This is a genomic window from Serratia sp. LS-1 (assembly GCF_003719595.1).
Classification (GTDB): domain Bacteria; phylum Pseudomonadota; class Gammaproteobacteria; order Enterobacterales; family Enterobacteriaceae; genus Serratia; species Serratia ureilytica.
Window position 1 is genome coordinate 2,730,327 of record NZ_CP033504.1, and the last position, 17,561, is coordinate 2,747,887.

At 61.0% G+C, this 17,561-nt stretch carries 17 protein-coding genes and 1 tRNA gene; 5 read left to right on the forward strand and 13 right to left on the reverse strand.

Annotation, left to right across the window (positions count from 1 at the left end; all coding sequences use genetic code 11):
• Positions 1–5 precede the first annotated feature (5 nt).
• The 3 genes from EDY99_RS13110 to EDY99_RS13120 form a co-directional block, all read right to left on the reverse strand.
• A complete protein-coding gene (locus tag EDY99_RS13110) occupies positions 6–836 on the reverse strand; it encodes an alpha/beta fold hydrolase (protein WP_033643745.1) in 831 nt (276 codons plus the stop codon).
• A gap of 142 nt (positions 837–978) precedes the next feature.
• The gene (locus EDY99_RS13115; RefSeq protein ID WP_004928618.1) at positions 979–2,376 is read right to left on the reverse strand and encodes an MFS transporter; all 1,398 of its coding nucleotides are present in this window, start codon (positions 2,374–2,376) and stop codon (positions 979–981) included.
• 171 nt (positions 2,377–2,547) lie between these two features.
• Positions 2,548–3,738 carry a sugar transporter gene (locus tag EDY99_RS13120; RefSeq protein ID WP_042785012.1) on the reverse strand — a complete coding sequence of 397 codons (1,191 nt, stop codon included), beginning with the start codon at positions 3,736–3,738 and terminating at the stop codon, positions 2,548–2,550.
• 260 nt (positions 3,739–3,998) lie between these two features.
• Here EDY99_RS13120 and EDY99_RS13125 point away from each other — a divergent pair, with 260 nt between their 5' ends.
• Positions 3,999–4,685: an aspartyl/asparaginyl beta-hydroxylase domain-containing protein gene (locus tag EDY99_RS13125; protein WP_046688516.1), complete on the forward strand. Its 687-nt coding sequence runs from the start codon at positions 3,999–4,001 to the stop codon at positions 4,683–4,685.
• 17 nt (positions 4,686–4,702) lie between these two features.
• On the opposite strand, the gene EDY99_RS13130 is transcribed toward EDY99_RS13125, so the two are convergent.
• Positions 4,703–5,635: an aromatic alcohol reductase gene (locus tag EDY99_RS13130; RefSeq protein WP_123061818.1), complete on the reverse strand. Its 933-nt coding sequence runs from the start codon at positions 5,633–5,635 to the stop codon at positions 4,703–4,705.
• 86 nt (positions 5,636–5,721) lie between these two features.
• Here EDY99_RS13130 and EDY99_RS13135 point away from each other — a divergent pair, with 86 nt between their 5' ends.
• Complete coding sequence (locus EDY99_RS13135; RefSeq protein ID WP_042785014.1) at positions 5,722–6,141, forward strand: helix-turn-helix domain-containing protein; 420 nt, start codon at positions 5,722–5,724, stop codon at positions 6,139–6,141.
• 29 nt (positions 6,142–6,170) lie between these two features.
• On the opposite strand, the gene EDY99_RS13140 is transcribed toward EDY99_RS13135, so the two are convergent.
• From EDY99_RS13140 to EDY99_RS13160, 5 genes are all read right to left on the reverse strand, one after another.
• Positions 6,171–6,887 carry an ABC transporter ATP-binding protein gene (locus EDY99_RS13140; protein WP_123061819.1) on the reverse strand — a complete coding sequence of 239 codons (717 nt, stop codon included), beginning with the start codon at positions 6,885–6,887 and terminating at the stop codon, positions 6,171–6,173.
• Positions 6,884–7,759: an ABC transporter ATP-binding protein gene (locus EDY99_RS13145; protein ID WP_033651873.1), complete on the reverse strand. Its 876-nt coding sequence runs from the start codon at positions 7,757–7,759 to the stop codon at positions 6,884–6,886. The genes EDY99_RS13140 and EDY99_RS13145 overlap by 4 nt, the downstream gene beginning before the upstream one ends.
• Positions 7,756–9,042 (reverse strand): high-affinity branched-chain amino acid ABC transporter permease LivM, encoded by a 1,287-nt coding sequence (gene livM, locus EDY99_RS13150; RefSeq protein ID WP_042785016.1) that lies wholly within the window; start codon positions 9,040–9,042, stop codon positions 7,756–7,758. Before livM ends, EDY99_RS13145 begins: the two co-directional genes overlap by 4 nt.
• Positions 9,043–9,052: 10 nt before the next feature.
• Complete coding sequence (locus EDY99_RS13155) at positions 9,053–9,967, reverse strand: branched-chain amino acid ABC transporter permease (protein ID WP_033643752.1); 915 nt, start codon at positions 9,965–9,967, stop codon at positions 9,053–9,055.
• 124 nt (positions 9,968–10,091) lie between these two features.
• A complete protein-coding gene (locus tag EDY99_RS13160; protein WP_123061820.1) occupies positions 10,092–11,210 on the reverse strand; it encodes a branched-chain amino acid ABC transporter substrate-binding protein in 1,119 nt (372 codons plus the stop codon).
• 456 nt (positions 11,211–11,666) lie between these two features.
• Here EDY99_RS13160 and EDY99_RS13165 point away from each other — a divergent pair.
• Positions 11,667–11,742, forward strand: a tRNA-Asn gene (locus EDY99_RS13165).
• Between the two features lie 73 nt (positions 11,743–11,815).
• On the opposite strand, the gene EDY99_RS13170 is transcribed toward EDY99_RS13165, so the two are convergent.
• The 3 genes from EDY99_RS13170 to EDY99_RS13180 form a co-directional block, all read right to left on the reverse strand.
• Entirely contained in the window at positions 11,816–13,024 is a 1,209-nt protein-coding gene (locus EDY99_RS13170) for an aldose 1-epimerase family protein (protein ID WP_123061821.1), read from the reverse strand.
• A gap of 425 nt (positions 13,025–13,449) precedes the next feature.
• Entirely contained in the window at positions 13,450–13,752 is a 303-nt protein-coding gene (locus EDY99_RS13175) for an XRE family transcriptional regulator (RefSeq protein WP_016927038.1), read from the reverse strand.
• 4 nt (positions 13,753–13,756) lie between these two features.
• Positions 13,757–14,110 (reverse strand): type II toxin-antitoxin system RelE/ParE family toxin, encoded by a 354-nt coding sequence (locus tag EDY99_RS13180; RefSeq protein WP_089194950.1) that lies wholly within the window; start codon positions 14,108–14,110, stop codon positions 13,757–13,759.
• Positions 14,111–14,548: 438 nt separating this feature from the next.
• Here EDY99_RS13180 and EDY99_RS13185 point away from each other — a divergent pair, with 438 nt between their 5' ends.
• Positions 14,549–15,844 (forward strand): MFS transporter, encoded by a 1,296-nt coding sequence (locus EDY99_RS13185; RefSeq protein WP_123061822.1) that lies wholly within the window; start codon positions 14,549–14,551, stop codon positions 15,842–15,844.
• 26 nt (positions 15,845–15,870) lie between these two features.
• The gene (locus tag EDY99_RS13190) at positions 15,871–16,677 is read left to right on the forward strand and encodes a substrate-binding domain-containing protein (RefSeq protein WP_123061823.1); all 807 of its coding nucleotides are present in this window, start codon (positions 15,871–15,873) and stop codon (positions 16,675–16,677) included.
• Here EDY99_RS13190 and EDY99_RS13195 read toward each other — a convergent pair.
• Complete coding sequence (locus EDY99_RS13195) at positions 16,652–17,551, reverse strand: LysR family transcriptional regulator (protein WP_033643758.1); 900 nt, start codon at positions 17,549–17,551, stop codon at positions 16,652–16,654. The genes EDY99_RS13190 and EDY99_RS13195 overlap by 26 nt on opposite strands.
• Between the last annotated feature and the right edge of the window lie 10 nt (positions 17,552–17,561).

The following is a 17,561-nucleotide window of genomic DNA, read 5'->3' on the forward strand; positions in this document are numbered from 1 at the left end:
CCCCCTTAAAACGGTGAATTCTGGATGAAGGCCAGCAGATCGGCGTTGAAGCGATCGGGATCGGCCTGCGCCAAACCGTGAGAGCCGCCAGCGTAAACATTCAGCTCCGCCTGTTGCATAAGCTTAGCGGCTTTCAGCGCCGAGGCGCCGATCGGCACGATCTGATCGGCGTCGCCGTGCACCAGCAGCGTCGGCTTGTCGATCGCCAGCAGATCGGCGGTGTAATCCACTTCGGAGAACGCGCGCACGCAGTCGTACTGCCCTTTCACGCCGCCCTGCATGCCCATCAGCCAGAAGCTGTCGATCAGCCCCGCGTTGCTCTCCACCTCGTCGCAGTGGAAGCCATAGAACGGCACCGCCAGCTCTTTGAAGAACTGCGAGCGGTTGCCCGCCACGCCGCTGCGAATGCCGTCGAACGCCGCCATCGGCGTGCCCTCTGGGTTGACCGGCGTCTGCAGCATCAGCGGCGGCACGGCGCCGACCAGCACCACCTTCGCCACCCGATCGCTGCCGTGACGGCCGATGTAGCGCGCCACTTCGCCGCCGCCGGTGGAATGGCCGACCAGGATCAGATCGCGCAGATCCAGCGTTTCGATCAGCAGGGCCAGATCGTCGGCGTATTGGTTGATGTCGTTGCCGTGCCAGGTTTGATCAGAACGGCCGTGGCCGCGGCGATCGTGGGCGATCACGCGGAACCCGCTCTGGCCGAAAAACAGCATCTGGTTGTCCCAGGCATCGGCGGACAGCGGCCAACCGTGCGAGAACAGGATCGGCTGGCCGCGGCCCCAATCCTTATAGAAAATGCGTGCGCCATCGGGCGCGGTAAGAGTGCTCATGACGTGTTCCCCGCTCGGTATCGAATTGGATTTTGGACGGGTTAACAGTACGGCAGGCGCAAAGGCAGTGATAACGGAATAATTTTCGCATGATCGCGAGTTTTTTTGCTGAAGAAGCCGGCGTCGCCGCCGGCGCAAAACGTCAGATGTTTTCCAGATCGATACCGCGCGTTTTTGGGCCGAATAGCCCGATCACCAGCATCACGATCAGCATGCTGGCGACGATAAACGCGATCACCCCCAGCGAACCGCCGTACTGCAAGATAATGCCGATGATGATGCTGCTGAACACCGTCGACAGCCGGCTGAAGGAGTAGCAGAAACCGACGGCGCGGGCGCGGATATGGGTCGGGAAGATCTCGGATTGATACGAGTGGTAGCTGTAGGTCAGCCAGGCGTTGGACCAGGTGATGAAGAAACCGCACAGGATCAGCCACAGCGGGTTGTTCTGCAGTGCGAACAGCGAGCCGAAGATCACCGTCACCAGGCAGGACAACACGATCTGCCACTTGTTCTCCATCTTGTCGGCGTAGAAGCTGCACAGCAGCGAGCCCAGCGGGTAGGCCAGCGTGATAAAGAAAGCGTACAGCAGGCTGTGGGTGACCGACGCGCCCTTGCCCGACAGCAGCGCCGGCAGCCAGTTGCCGAAGCCGAAGAAGCCGATGGCCTGAAAGAAATTCATCACTACCAGCATCAGCGTGCGATCGCGATATTGCGGCGCCCAGATGTCGCGAAAGCGGCCGCGCAGCGGCGCTCCCTCGGCATCGTCCACCGGGCGCGACGGGAAGTCCGCGGCCGCCACGCCGCAGCGCCGTTCCATGTCCCGCATTACCTGCCGGGCCTGCGCATAGCGCCGCTGTTGCACCAGCCAACGCGGCGACTCCGGCAGCCCCTTGCGCACCAGCCAAATCACCAGCGAAGCCAGCGCGCCGGCGATCACCACATAGCGCCAGCCGCTCAGCCCCCAAATCGTCTGCGGCACCAGCCACCAGGACATCAGCGCCACCGCCGGCACCGACAGAAACTGCACGAAGAACGCGAAGGCGAAAGCCCGGGTGCGCAAGTGCGCGGGCACCCACTCCGTCAGGTAGGTATCGATGGTCACCAACTCGATGCCGAGCCCGACGCCCACCAGAAAACGCAGAAAGATCACCCATTCCGCCTGCTGTTGAAACGCCAACAGCAGCGAGAAGGCGCCATACCAGATCAGGGCGAACATAAAGGTGGCGCGCCGGCCGAAGCGATCGGCGTACGGGCTCAGCAGGCTGGCACCGACGAACAGGCCGAGAAAGGTGGCGGAGGCAAAGGCCGCCTGATCCGACACGCCGAAAACGCCCTGCGCACCGGTGTGGAAAATGCCGTCGGCGATAAGGCCAGTGCTGATATAGCCGGTCTGGAACAGATCGTAGAGTTCGAAAAAGCCGCCCAGCGACAGCAGAATGATAAAGCGCCACAGGCCGGCCGACGCGGGCAAGGCGTCGATTCTGGCCGCCAAATCCCGCGCATGGATCGGCGACGCCGCTACAGATTCACTCACCATTAACCTCGCATTAACATTTTTGATGACTTTCTATGCTAGCGAAGCGGCGTCGGAGTTAAATTTTTAATTAGCAGACTATGAAAAAAAGTTAAGCATAAAACGCTGCAGCAGCCTGTTTTATAGCAGGAAAATGTAGCGCGGGATGCCGCAGCGGCATCCCGAATCGGCAGGTTAACGGCTGTGGTGGTGCTGCAGCCGTTCGCTGCGGTAGGCGCTCAGCAAGCACCAGCCGAGGGCGATCAGCGCCAGCGGCGCGGCGACGAAGCCGATGTTGCCCATGCCCAGATGCAGGCTCACCTGGTTGCCCAGCAGCGCGCCGCTGCCGATGCCGAAGTTGTACAGGCCGGAGAAGATCGCCATCGCCACGTCGGTGGCGTCCGGCGCCAGGCTCAAGACCCTGGCCTGCATCGACAGGCCGATCGCCATGATCGCCATGCCCCAGAAGATGCACAGCACCGTCAGATGGCTTTCGCTGCCGGCGGCCGGCAACAGCAGCAGCAGGCTCAGGGCCAGCAGCGTAATGGCGCCGATAAAGAAGCCGGAAGGAAAACGCTCGCTGTAGCGGCTGAACAGCAGGCTGCCGACGATGCCGGCGGCGCCGAACAGCAACAGCATCAGCGTGGTGAAGTTCTCCGACAGCCCGGCCACGGTCTGGATAAACGGCTCGATGTAGCTGTAGGCGGTGAAGTGCGCCGTCACCACAATGATGGTCAGCATGTAAAGCGCCACCAGCGCCGGGCGCTTGAACAGCAGCGGCACGCTGGCCAGCGAACCGGAGTGCTCGCTTTTCAGCACCGGCAACAGGCGCCACAGCAGCACCAGCGCCAGGGTGGCGCACACCGCGATGCCGATAAAGGTCATGCGCCAGCCGAGCAACTGCCCCACCACCCGCCCGAGCGGCAACCCGAGCACCATCGCCAGCGCGGTGCCGCCCGCCAGCAGGCTCAGCGCCTGGGCTTTCTTGCCCGGCGGCGCCACGCGGATCGCCAGCGAGGCGGTGATCGACCAGAACACCGAGTGCGCCAGCGCCACGCCGGCGCGCGAGATAACCAGCGTGGTAAAGTTCCAGGCCACGGCGGTCAGTATGTGGCTGGCGATAAACAGCATGAACACGCCGATCAACAGTTTGCGGCGCTCGATCTTGCTGGTCAGCAGCATGCACGCCAGCGAGGCGGCGGCGACGATCCAGGCGTAAATGGTAATGATCAAGCCGACCTGTTCGGTTTGCATCGAAAAGCTGGCGGCGATATCGCTCAGCAGACCGACCGGAATAAACTCGGTGGTGTTGAATATAAAGGCCGAGACGGCGAGGATGACCACGCGCAACCAGGCGGTTGAGCGGGAAACGGGAGCGTGTTCCATGGTAAAAAAAATCCGGACAGGTGCGGGCAAGTCGCGATATTTTAACCAACCGGCCCGCTAAATGCGATACGCGTCACATTTTAATTGTGTGGTTTTTTTCACCGCCCATCGACACGCTCACCGACGCACGGTTGCCAAAATGCTGTGCTAATCTATTGAAGCGTACCAATTTTTCCTGCCGCTCTTCCCCGGCCGTCCACGCGCCGCGCCGAAGACCCGCGCAGTGTCCCTTTGGCGTTTCCTGAGGCGAGGTCATTATGATGTCCGCGATTTATGATTGGTCCGTACTTGCCCTGCGCAATGTTTACGATCGCCGCATCCAGGGCCAGCCGGTGCTCGACAGCGCGGCCCTCTTCCCCGACGCCGAACGCTTTACCGCCCAATGGCGGCAGATCCGCGAAGAGGCGCTGACGGTCGCCCACGATCTGCACAATATCCCGCGCTTCCACGAGATCATGAGCCAGCAGGCGTCCATCTCCGCCAACGACGCGCGCGACTGGCGCATGTTCATCATGAAGGCCTATGGCCAGCCCATCCCCCGCAACCTGGCACGCTGCCCGACGCTGGCGGCGCTGATCGCCTCCTCGCCGGACGTGCTGTCCGCGTCGCTCTCCTTCCTGGCGCCCGGCAAACAGGTGCCGCCCCATCGCGGCCCGTTCCGCGGCATTCTGCGCGGCTATCTGGTGCTGGACATGCCCAAACGCGCCGACGGCGCGCCGGCGGCGGTGCTGAAGGTGGATGGCCGCGAATACCGGCTGCGCGAAGGGGAGTTCATGCTGTGGGACGATACCTTCGAACACGAGGTATGGAACGACAGCCCGCAGGTGCGCACCGTGCTGCTGCTGGACATTCGCCGCCGCGACATGCCCGGCGGGCTGCGGCTGCTCTCCAGAGCCATCATCGCGCTGGTGCGGCTGAACGTGCGCTGGATGCAGCGCCAGTTCTGACTGCGGCGCACAGGCGATTAACCACCCTGAGAAGCCAGCCACTGGCCGGCGGTGGTGGCGGCCATGCCCTGGCGCGCATTGAAGGTGTTCGCCTTATCCCAGGCCACGCCGTCGGGTCGGGCGAAAGCCAACCGGTATTTCGCGCCGACGTCATGCGGATGATTCCGCACCTCCGCCTGCAGCCGCTCTTTGTCCAATAGGACTCTGTTGACCTCCACGCCCCAGTGCGCCTGCATAAGATCGGCAAGCTCACGGTAGGTCAGCGTATCCCCGGCGATATAGACCACCTGGTTGCGAAACGCGGGCCGATGGAAAAAAATCGCGGCCGTCAGCCGGCCAATGTCCTCGGGAGTGGTCAGCGTCACCGCATACTGCCAATCGCCCAGCGCGCGCACGGTTTTGCGTTCCGCATCCACCACGCCAAAACCCGAGTCAAACAGGTAGCTGGTGAAAATGCCCGTGGAAACAATCACCCACTCCGTTGCGCTCTGCGCGCGCAGCAGGTGACGCACCTCGAGCTGTTCATCCCACACCGGCTGCCCGCTGCCTTTACCGACGACATCGTAGTCCACGCCGAACTGCCACGGGAAGTAGCGCGCCACGCCGGCCTGCAAAACGGCCTGGGTGATCTTTATCTGCGTGCCCGCCCCGCCGACGAAGCCGCTGCAGTTGATTACCGCATCAAAGCCACGCAGCAGCACGCTCAGCGCATCCACCCCGCTTTGCTGCAGATCGCCTTCCACCACGGCGATCCCGAGCCGCGCCAGCTCATCCCGCCGCGCCCGGAGCGGGCCGCTCACGGCGCGGGCGGCCTCCGGCCGGAGCAGTACGCTGATTTTTAAAGATGGAGATAACTGAGCCTGCCGGCTCATCGCTCGCAGTACCGGCAGCCCCAGTTCGCCGGCGCCGAGTATGAGCACGGTATTGATGGATGGATTTGTGGATTTCATGCTTGCCTCCTGTCTTGACACTGCGTCATCCTGACAGCTGACAAAAACGGGTTCAATTAGGTACACGCATGATACCGGGGAGGAATATGACGAGCGATCGGGAAGCGCTGCTGCAATTTTCGCAAGCGTTCTGTGAAGCATTGAGCAACGACGATGAAGGGTTGAAGCGCGAGATCCTCGCGCATGCGGGCAACCGTTGGTCGCTGGGCGTATTGCATCTCCTGGGCACCCACGGGCCGCTGCGCCACGGCGAACTAGGCCGCCAATTAGCGGGCGTGACGCAGAGAATGCTGACGCGGACGCTGCGCCATCTCGAGCGGGATGGGTTGATATCGCGCTGCGATTATCAGGAAAAACTGCCCCGCGTGGTTTACACCATCACCGAGGCGGGGGAAGAAATGCTGCTCAACATGCTGCCGCTCTGGTCGTGGATTATCTCCTCCGCCGACGCCTTCAGGGCAGCCCGCTCGCACTACGATGGCCAAGAGCGCGACGCCGAAAAATGAACGCGGGCTTCCCTGCCCGCAGGCGGCTGTCAGCCGCCGCCCAGATACGCCTTTCTCACCTGCGGATCGTTCAACAGTTCTTCCCCGCTGCCGGTGAGGCGGATCTGGCCGTTGACCATCACATAGCCGCGATCGGACAGTTTCAGCGCATGGTTGGCGTTCTGCTCCACCAGAAACAGCGTCATGCCGCTGCGGGTCAGTTCGCGCAGCACCCCGAAGATCTGCCGCACCACGATCGGCGCCAGCCCCAGGCTCGGCTCATCCAGCAGCAACAGCTTCGGCCGGCTCATCAGCGCACGGGCGATCGCCAGCATCTGCTGTTCGCCGCCGGACATGGTCATCGCCCGCTGGTTGCGCCGCTCTTTCAGGCGCGGAAACAGCTCGAACATGCGCGGTAAATCCTCTTCCAGGTAGCGATTGCCGACAGTGATGGTGCCCATCAGCAGGTTCTCCTCCACGCTCATGTCCGGAAAGATGCGCCGCCCCTCCGGCGCCTGCGCGATGCCGCTGCTGGCAACAAAGTGCGTGGAGCGGCGGCTGATGTCCTCGCCGCGAAACAGGATCTGCCCGCCGGCGATGCGCGGCTGACCGAAGATCGACATCAACAGCGTGGACTTGCCCGCGCCGTTGGCGCCGATCAGCGCCACCGTCTCCCCGTCGTTCACCTGTAGCGACACCTGGCGCAGCGCCTGGATCGGCCCGTAAAACACATCGACCTCGCGAAATTCCAACATCGCTTCGCTCATCCCGCCAGCTCCTCTTCGTCCGCGCCCAGGTAAGCGGCGATCACCGCCTCGTTGTGCTGAATCTCCTGCGGCGTGCCGCGGGCGATCACATCGCCGTGATCGAGCACGATCACCCGATCGGAGATCTCCATTACCATGCCCATGTCATGCTCGATCAGCAGCACCGTGATGCCGTGATCCCGGCGCAGGAAGCGGATGATGCGGCTCAGCGCGGCCGTCTCCACCGGGTTCAGCCCGGCGGCCGGTTCGTCGAGGCAGATCATCTCCGGCGCGGTGCACATGGCGCGCGCGATCTCCAGCCGCCGCTGCTGGCCGTAGGACATCTCCCCCGCCAGCCGGTTGGCGCAGTCCGCCAGATCCACCACCTCCAGCCAGTAGAAGGCGTGATCGAGCGCGGCGCTTTCCGCCCGGCGGTAGCCTGGCGTATTCAGCACCCCGGCGATCAGATTGCGGTTGCTCTGCATGTGCTGCGCCACCAGCAGGTTCTCCACCACCGACATTTCGCGGAACAGGCGGATATTCTGGAAGGTGCGCGCCAGCCCGGCGCGGTTGACCAGGTGGGTGCCGCCGAACATCTTGTAATAGAGGCGTGAACCGAGCCGCTTCGGGCGTATCCAGTCGCCGGCGCGGAACTTCTGCCCCAGCACCTGGATCACATCGGTCGGCCGCTTGTGGGTATTGAGCAGGATCGCGCCGCCGGTGGCGCGATAGAAACCGGTCAGGCAGTTGAACACCGTGGTCTTGCCGGCGCCGTTGGGGCCGATCAGGGCGGTGATGGAACCGCGCTCCACCTCCAGATTGACGTCGTTCAGCGCCTTGATGCCGCCAAAGCGCATCATCAGGTGTTCCACCCGCAAAATGGCGTCGCTCATGGCGCCACCCCCTTGCGTTCCGCAAAGCTGGCGCGGCTGATGCGCACCAGCCCGCGCGGCCGCCAGATCATCATCGCCACCATCAGCACGCCAAACAGCAGCACCCGGTATTCGGCGAAGCTGCGCAGCAGCTCCGGCGCCACCGTCAGCACAAAGGCCGCCAACACCACGCCGAGGGTGGAGCCCATGCCGCCCAGCACCACGATCGCCAGGATCAGGGCCGACTCGAAGAAGGTGAACGAAGTCGGGTTGACGAACCCCTGATAAGTGGCGAAAAACACCCCCGCCAGCCCGGCGGTGGAGGCGCCCAACATAAACGCCGACAGCTTCACCAGCACGTGGTTCAGCCCGAGGGAGCGGCAGGCGATCTCGTCCTCGCGCAGCGCCTCCCAGGCGCGGCCGATCGGCATGCGCGTCAGCCGGTGCTTGATGTACAGCACCAGCAGCACCACCAAAAACAGCATCGCGTAGATGAAGATGAACTTGAGATTAGGATTGTAATCGATGCCGAGAAACTCGTGGATCGGCACCCCGCCGTCTTTAGCGCGCCGGCCGAACTCCAGGCCGAACACTGTCGGCGCCGGCACCGAAATGCCGTTCGGCCCGCCGGTGAGCGACATCCAGTTGTTCAGCACCAGCCGGATGATCTCGCCGAACCCGAGCGTGACGATGGCGAGATAGTCGCCGTGCATGCGCAGCACCGGAAAGCCCAGCAGCGCGCCCGCCAACGCCGCCATCAGCGCCCCGAGCGGCAGCATCGCCCAAAAACCGAGCCCGAGATACTGGTAGCCCAACGCCAGCCCGTAGGCGCCGATGGCGTAAAACGCCACGTACCCCAGATCGAGCAGCCCCGCCAACCCGACCACAATGTTCAGCCCCAGTCCGAGCAGCACGTAGATCAGGCCGAGGATCGCCACCGTCAGCAGGTATTTGGTGGCGACGAACGGGAACAGCAGCGCGATCGCCGCCATCAGCGGCAGGAACCAGCGCAGATTGGATTTATAGCCCAGCGGACGCACGTAAACGCCGTCGTTGCCGCCGTCGAAGCGCGCCAACACCTTGCGGCCCGGCGCGGTTTGCAGGAACAGGCTCAGCAGCAGCCGCCCGGCCATCACCGCGACGATGATCCACACCAGCCGGTGCGGCTCGAAGTTAAAGCTGTAGCCGTTCAGCACGATGCCGACGATCGGCCCGAACACGATCAGGGCGATCAGCCCGGCCAAAACGGCATCCAGCAGGCTGCGTTTGACGTTCAGCCCGCCGTTGATTGCGGATTGCGACATGGCGTTCTCCTTAAACCTTGGCGACCAGCGGCCGGCCGAGCAGGCCCTGCGGGCGGAAGATCAGGATCGCCACCAGCAACCCGAAGGAGAACACGTCCTTGTAATCCGAATTCACCATGCCGGCGAACTGCGCCTCCGCCACGCCGAGCAGCAGCCCGCCCAGCATCGCGCCCGGCAGCGAGCCGATGCCGCCCAACACCGCGGCGGTGAAGGCCTTGATGCCGATGATAAAGCCGACGTAAAAATCGAAGGTGCCATAGTTCATGGTGATCAGTACCCCGGCCAGCCCGGCCATGGCGGCGCCGATCACGAACACCAGCGAGATCACCCGATCGGTATTGATGCCGAGAATCGAGGCCATTTTGCGATCCTGCTGGGTGGCGCGGCAGATGCGCCCCAGCCGGGTGCGCTGAATGATGTAGGTGAGGATCGCCATGCCGAGCAGCGACGCCACCAGAATGAACACCTTGGTGTAGGTGATCTGCACCACGCCGCCGTCGAATTCCAGGCGGAACACGCCGCTCAGCAGCGTCGGGATGCCCTGCTGGCGCGGCCCCTGGCTTATCTGCGCATAGTTTTGCAGGATTAACGACATGCCGATGGCGGAGATCAGCGGCGCCAGGCGGGTGGAGTTGCGCAGCGGCCTGTAGGCGATACGCTCGATCACCCAGCCGTACACCCCGGTGATGACGATGGTGAACACCAGCGTGCCGAGGATCAGCAGCGGGAACGATTGCAGCCCGAAGAACGACAGCAGCGCCAGACCGATGGCGCACAGGTAGGCGGAGATCATGTACACCTCGCCGTGGGCGAAGTTGATCATGCCGATGATGCCGTAAACCATGGTGTAGCCGATGGCGATCAGGCCATACACCGCGCCAAGGGTCAGGCCGTTGATCAGCTGTTGCAGAAAGAATACATCCATAATGAGCAGTCTCGCCTGGTAAGGCCGCCAACGCAGTCCGACGCGGCCCAAAGGTAGTCGCGGAACGGGCGCGCCAAGGCGGCGGCCCGTCGGTCATAGGGTCACACCCTCAATGTTCGGCCGTTTACAGTTGGTGATATTTGCCCTTGTCATCCCATTGATAGACCACGTAATCCGAGACCTTCAGATCGCCCTTCTGATCCCAGGCTTTTTTACCCATCACGGTGTCAACATCGTGCGACTTCAGCCATTCGGCGGCCTTGGCGCTGTCTTTGCCGCCGGTGGCGTTGAAGGCGGCGGCGATCGCCTGGATCGAAGCGTAGGAGTAAAGGGTGTACCCTTCCGGCTCAAAGCCGCTGGCGCGGAACTTGGCGATCACCGCCTTGCCTTCCGCGATCTGGCGCGGATCGTTGCCGAAGGTCATCAGCACGCCGTTGGTGTACTGCGGCCCGCCGGCAGCGGTCACCAGCTCTTCGGTCACCACGCAGTCGCCGGAGAAGAACTTGGCGGTCACGCCCTGCTCGCGCATCTGGCGCACCAGCGGCCCGGCTTCGGGATGGCAACCGCCGAAGTAGACCACGTCCGGCTTGACCGAGGCGATCTTGGTCACCAGGGCGTTGAAGTCTTTCTCGCCGCGCGACAGCCCCTCATACAGCACCTCTTTAACCCCGCGCTTGTTCATTGCCGCCTTGGCGGCGTCCGCCAGCCCCTGGCCGTAGGTGTCTTTATCGTGGATCACCGCGATGCGTTTGGCCTTCAGGGTATCCAGCATGTAGTTGGTGGCGATCACCCCCTGCTGATCGTCGCGCCCGCACATGCGGAACATGGTCTTCATGCCGCGCTCGGTGATATGCGGGTTGGTGGAGCCGGGGGTGATGGCGATGATGCCGGCCTCGTCATACACCTCGGAGGCCGGCATGGTGGAAGAGGAACAGAAGTGGCCGACCACCGCCGACACCTTGTCCTGATCCACCAGCCGGTTGGCGACCGCGACCGCCTGTTTCGGTTCGCAGGCGTCATCCCCCTGCACCAGCTTGATTTTTTCCCCTTTGATGCCGCCGGCGGCGTTGATGTCCGCCGCCGCCTGCGAAGCACCGCGCCAATACTGATCGCCGTAGGTGGCGTTCGGCCCGGAGAACGGCCCGGCGACGCCGATGACGATATCGGCCTGCGCGGAAAACGCCGTACCTAAACAACCGATGAGCAAAGCAGCGAGCGGACTTTTTATCAATTTCGATGACATTGTTATCTTCCTCAGCACTGTTGTAGCGAAACGCCCTGGGGCGCGGATCAGTCACTTTATGTGTAGACGGGGAAAATAATTTTCTTGAGAGCGCAGTCGCATTCCCCAAAAATGGGTAAGCAAAAATCCAGCCATTGTGACGACGAATACATATTGTTTGCTTATTCATCCTACATATCAGTTGCGGCGCGGCGTGTGGCGCCGTTAACCAGGGTCTGGCCAATACGGTTAGCGCGAGTGGAAGTATGGGTGGGAGAACGGCCCTGCACCATCGCCGTGCAAAGGCGTGTGCAAGCGGCGTCAAAACGATTTGGGATGCAAAAATCAACGCATAGCGATGGAAAATGCCGAAAAACAGCGCAAGGTGCTCATTCCCTCAGCAAACGCGCTTTTTTTGCAGTTTAGCGCTTTGACAAACCCCGGATGCCCCGCTATTATTCGCCCCGTTCCAACGATTCCTCTGTAGTTCAGTCGGTAGAACGGCGGACTGTTAATCCGTATGTCACTGGTTCGAGTCCAGTCAGAGGAGCCATATTTAGAGAAGCCCGCTTAAGGAAACTTAAGCGGGCTTTTTGCTTTAACGCTGAATGCATGGACAGGCAGCGTTACTCCTTGGCTATCGGCGCGTCATTCTCTTCAATTTTTACCTTGCCCTGAATATCCGCAATCTTCTTCTCCAGATCCGCCACCTGCGCTTTGCTGTGCAGCAAGGTATAGGTCAGATCAAACTGCGCACTGGCGCCAGGCTGCAGCTGCTTAACGCGTTTTTGTTCGCGCTCAATAGTGACCGGGTAGGCATAGCTGGTGCCCGGCTCAATCCCCGTCACATACCCCTGTTTTAACGTATCGGTATTCTTCCACAGCGTCAGAACGGGCAACTGGCGGGTATCGAACTGAATAGCCACCCCTTTGTCGCCTGCGTTATTGACCAGCGCCGCCAGCGTTTGATGATTCGGATCCGATAATGGCTTAATGTTAAAGACCATTTCATCGAACCCTTTGGTTGGCCCGGCATAGGTTCCCCAGGTCTTCAGCCCGGCTTTGGCATAATCGTTAAACGGGCTGATGCTGGCCATCGGCGCCAGGAAGCGGGCGCCATTTTCCAGAATCGGCGCGCCGAAATTGCTGTGATAAATAATCTGGTAGTCATGGGGATAGTCCGCCCGGTTGGTTAACACATCATGCAGGCTGAAACTGTTGCTGCCGGGCACATAGCGCAATTCGGTCAGGGTTTGCAGATCGGCTTTTTTGAATGTGCTCTCTTTGATCAGGCCGCGAATACGAATTTCATACGGCGCCGTATCCGCTACCTCAACCTCAACCCGCGAGGCCGGCGTATTGCCCGCTTTGCCGTGCAACGTGTAAATTTGCCCTGCGTCGGTCACCGGATGCCCGGTCCACTCATAGCCACAACGCACCATCATCTCATTGAAACCTTCCAGCCAGCCGAGCCCATTGCGGCTTTCCAGGTTGATAAAGGCGGGGTTGACCACCTCTTTGACCGGGGAATCCCATCCCATTTTCGCGCCAAAGCCTTCTGCCCGCAGGAGGTTCATGCCGCGGGTGGGGCTCAGCGTGATGGTCAGGCCATCCTCGCTGCGGATAATGACGACTTTGCTGCCTTCTTGCTTGCCGCCGTGCAACACTTTCTGCTCAATGCTGAACGTTTTATCCTTCACCTTCAGCGCCTCGCTCGAAATCTTCCAGTTTCCTTTCTCCACGCCATCTTCAGCGCTGGTCAGCACCCAACTCTGCGCCGCCGCCTGCCCTGAAATCAGGGCCGAAAACACCGCCACAACCCATGTCTTTTTCATTTCCCTTCCCCTTTAGCTGAATCGATTTTTTTCTAAACAAGGAAAATCTACTGTTAAGCAGGTTAAAGAAATGTGATGAGCTTCACCGGGTGAGTATTTGAAGAAATAGCGCGATAAAAATACGAATTTCATCGCAGTTTTAATGAAATACGTTGAGTTTTTGCACATGAAACGAGCTATTTATCAACATAATTTGTATCGTTTCAGCTAAGGAGCAAAGAGACAGTTACGGGCAAGCAAGACATCGCGAAGGGAGTGCGGGTGGCTTGTTTAACGCTTTCCGGCCCAAACGAAAGTGCTCAGACAGCCTGCCCGTCTTGAGCCTCGTTGCTTTCACGGCCGCCTGCTTGTGTCAACGGTTCCCTGGTGCACAAAGCCCGCTCCGGGGAACCTGAGCGGGCTTTGTGCCTTTCTGCCGTTAGCGCTTACAGCACAAACTCGTAGTGAGAGCCGTCCGGCAGTTCGATGTCCAGGCGCAGTTTGCCGCCGGCCGCCTCAACATAGCGTTTAAGCGAAGACAGTTTCAGATCGCGGCCCGGTTTTTCCATCACGGCAACGGTCGGCTGCCTGATCCCCAGCGCCTGCGCCATTTCAACCTGCGTTTTCTGTACTTTTTCACGCAGCTCGGCAAGGTGAATGTTCAGCATGATGTCCGCCGCCAGCGCCTGCGCTTTGGCCACGACCTCGGGCTTTTCATCCGCAATAAGCTGTTCCAACGTTCTGCCCATCGCGTCACTCCTTCTCGTTTAATGTGTTCAGCCAGTTCGTGAATTCCCGATCGGCAACCTGGATCATCCGATCGTAAAAACGCTTTTCATTACCGGCTTTATTGCCCGCGCAAAGCACAATGCCAATACGGTACGGATCGAAAGCGAAGAATGCCCGCAACGGTTCGCCCCGGCACTGAATGCGCAACTCTTTCATATTGCTGTAACGTGAGCCTTTAACCGTATCGGCATAGGGTCTGGGCAGCCCCGGCCCCTTTTCCCGCAGGACCATCAATGCGGCAAGTACGCCGGCCCGATCGGCATCGCTAAGCGATCTGAACCAATGATCAAATGCATCCGTTGTTTTAATTTCCCACACGGGACCTCCCTAAAATATAGATCAGTAACTATATAGATGTAAAGCTATAGCAGAGAGGCGCTGGGATAGCATGCAAAGGCATACGTGGATACTGCAAGGCTGAACGTACATCCACGTATTTTGCAAACGCAGTGCGAGGCATTCACCTTTTTACGCACGGTATCGAACAATCGTTCAGAGGCACGGGGCGCTTCCCCGCCGCCCCTTTATGAACCCTGTCACAAAAAGCGCATAACGTTTTCGGCGTTCTGCGCAGCGGGCGATGAGTGACAAACTTGTTAACGCCACGTTACATCGGGTTAGGCAACATTGTTAACGCCGATTGATGCGTCAAACGCATCACGCCATGAGTTTATTGCGCTTATTTACTTTATTTTCCTGAGCGAGTCTTCAGCAACAGGCGCAGCGTCAAGCGCCAATAACAAACTGGAGATAAAGATGCATTCCTCTACCTCACCCATGACCACCCGGGCCAGAACCGGCGCGATACTGCGCGTCACCTCCGGCAACTTTTTAGAGCAGTTCGATTTTTTCCTGTTCGGCTTTTACGCTACCTACATCGCACACACCTTTTTCCCGGCCAGCAGCGAGTTCGCCTCGCTGATGATGACCTTCGCGGTATTCGGCGCAGGTTTTCTGATGCGCCCGATCGGCGCCATCGTGCTGGGCGCTTACATAGATAAAGTTGGCCGCCGCAAAGGGTTGATCGTGACCCTGTCGATCATGGCCGCGGGCACCTTCCTGATCGTGCTGATCCCCTCTTACCAAAGCATCGGGCTTTGGGCGCCGCTGCTAGTGCTGTGCGGGCGTCTGTTGCAAGGCTTCTCGGCGGGCGCGGAGCTGGGCGGCGTGTCCGTCTATCTGGCTGAAATCGCCACGCCGGGCCGTAAAGGCTTCTACACCAGCTGGCAGTCCGGCAGCCAGCAGGTGGCTATCATGGTGGCGGCGGCCATGGGCTTCGCGCTCAATGCGGCGCTGGAAGAAAGCGCCATTCGCGAATGGGGCTGGCGCCTGCCTTTCCTGTTCGGCTGCCTGATCGTTCCCTTCATCTTCTTCCTGCGCCGCAAGCTGGAAGAGACGCAGGAATTTACCGCTCGCCGTCACCACCTGGCGATGCGCGACGTGTTTAAAACCCTGCTGAAAAACTGGCCGGTGGTGATCGCCGGCATGCTGATGGTCGCCATGACCACCACCGCGTTTTACCTGATCACCGTCTATGCGCCGACCTTCGGCAAAAAGGTGCTGCTGCTCAGCGCTTCCGACAGCTTGCTGGTCACCCTGCTGGTGGCGATCTCCAACTTCATCTGGCTGCCCATCGGCGGCGCGCTGTCGGACCGTTTCGGCCGCAAACCGGTGCTGGTCGCCATGACGTTGCTGACGTTGGCCACCGCCTACCCGGCGCTGAGCCTGCTCGCCGCCGCGCCCAGCTTCAGCATGATGCTGGCCGTGCTGATGTGGCTGTCCTTCATTTACGGCCTCTACAACGGCGCCATGATCCCGGCCTTGACGGAGATCATGCCAACGGAAGTGCGGGTGGCCGGGTTCTCGCTGGCCTACAGCCTGGCGACGGCGGTATTCGGCGGCTTTACGCCGGTAGTCTCCACCGCGTTGATCGAATACACCGGCGACAAGGCTTCACCGGGTTACTGGATGAGCTTCGCCGCGCTGTGCGCCCTGCTGGCGACGCTGTATATGTATCGCCGCATCGCCATGCCGCTGCAAACCGCGCGCTAAGCCGCCATCTCAAAAGGAATGATGCCATGCAAAAACTCACTCGTTCGATCCTCGCCGCGCTGGTGTGCGCCTCCTGCAGTACGGCGGCGCTGGCCAAAGACGTGACCGTCATGATCTCCGGCGGCTTCAAAGCCGCGCTGGAGAAGCTGGCCCCGGAATATGAAGCCCAAAGCGGCGACAAAATCATTCTGGTGTCCGGCCCCTCGATGGGCAAAACGCCGCAGGCGATCCCCGCGCGGCTGGCGCGCGGAGAGCAAGCCGATGTGCTGATCATGGTGGGCGACGCGCTCACCCAACTGGAAAAAGAGGGCTGGACCCAGCCGGGTTCGCGCGTGGAGCTGGCCGATTCGCCGATCGGTATGGTGGTCAAACAGGGTGCGCCCAAGCCTGTGATAAAAACGGATGCCGACCTGCGCAATGTCTTGCTGCAGGCGGACTCTTTCGCCTATTCCGACAGCGCCAGCGGCCGCTATGTCAGCGGCCAACTGTTCAAAAAGCTGGGCATCGAGGAACAGGTGAAAGGGAAAGCGCATAAGGTTGAGCGCATCCCGGTGGCCTCTGAAGTGGCGCAGGGGAAATACGCGCTGGGCTTCCAGCAGGTCAGCGAATTGCTGCCCGTGGCGGGCGTGACCTTTATCGGCGAGCTGCCTGAAAACGTGCAGTACATCACCCGCTTCGCGGGCGCGGTAACCGCCAAGGCGGAACACCGCCGCGAAGGCAAAGCGCTGCTGGACTTCCTCGCCTCCTCTCAGGCGCAGCCGACCATTCGCGCGACCGGCATGCGAACCGTGCCGGCGCCGCAGCCGGTCAGGCAGAGTGATACTGTTCAGTAATCAGCTTTTCCAGCTCGGCGGCGACGAAAGACTGCATGCGGCCGCCGCGTCTGATGAGGCCTACGGTGCGTTTCACCACCGGATCGACCAGCGGCACCGACGTCAACACCGAGTGCTCTGAAGCGGGCATCGACATGGCGGGCACGGCGGCAATGCCGATGCCCGCCTCAACCATGCCCAGCATGGTCGTCACATGGCGAGTTTCACACACGCTGGGGCGTTCCGGCACGAGGTGTTCCAGGCGCTGATCGAGCAGATTGCGATTGCCGGAGGTTTTATCCAGCGACACGTAATCCTGCTGATAAAACTCCCGCCAGCTGAGGCTCTTTTTACCGGCGAGCGGATGGTCTCGCCGGCAGGCGGCCACGTAGACGTCCCCCACCAACGGCACAAACTCAAGATTAGGCTGCAGCCGCCCGGCGAAGCAGATGCCGAAATCGGCCTGGCCGCCGGTGACCGCCTCGATGACATTGCCTGCGCTGCCGTCGATCAGCTTAACGCGCACGCGCGGATAGCGAAGCCGGAAACGGCGTATCACGTCGGGCATGAAATAGTAGGCCGCCGACGGCACCGTGGCGACGGTGACCAGCCCCACCCGCTCTTGGCTGACCTTATCGATATCAGCCATCACCGCTTCGACGTTCATCAGCAACTGCTCCGAACGTTCGGCGAAGGCCTGCCCGTACAGCGTCAAGGTCACGCGCCGGGTGGTGCGATCGAACAGTTTGATGCCCAGCGCGTTTTCCAGCTTCTCAATCCTGCGGCTCAATGCCGACTGCGACAGGCAGATGGACTCTGCGGCCAGCCGAAAATTGCCGTACTCCACCAGCGCGCGAAACGCATAAAGATCGTTGAGATCAAAATTCACGGGCATAACGGCAACC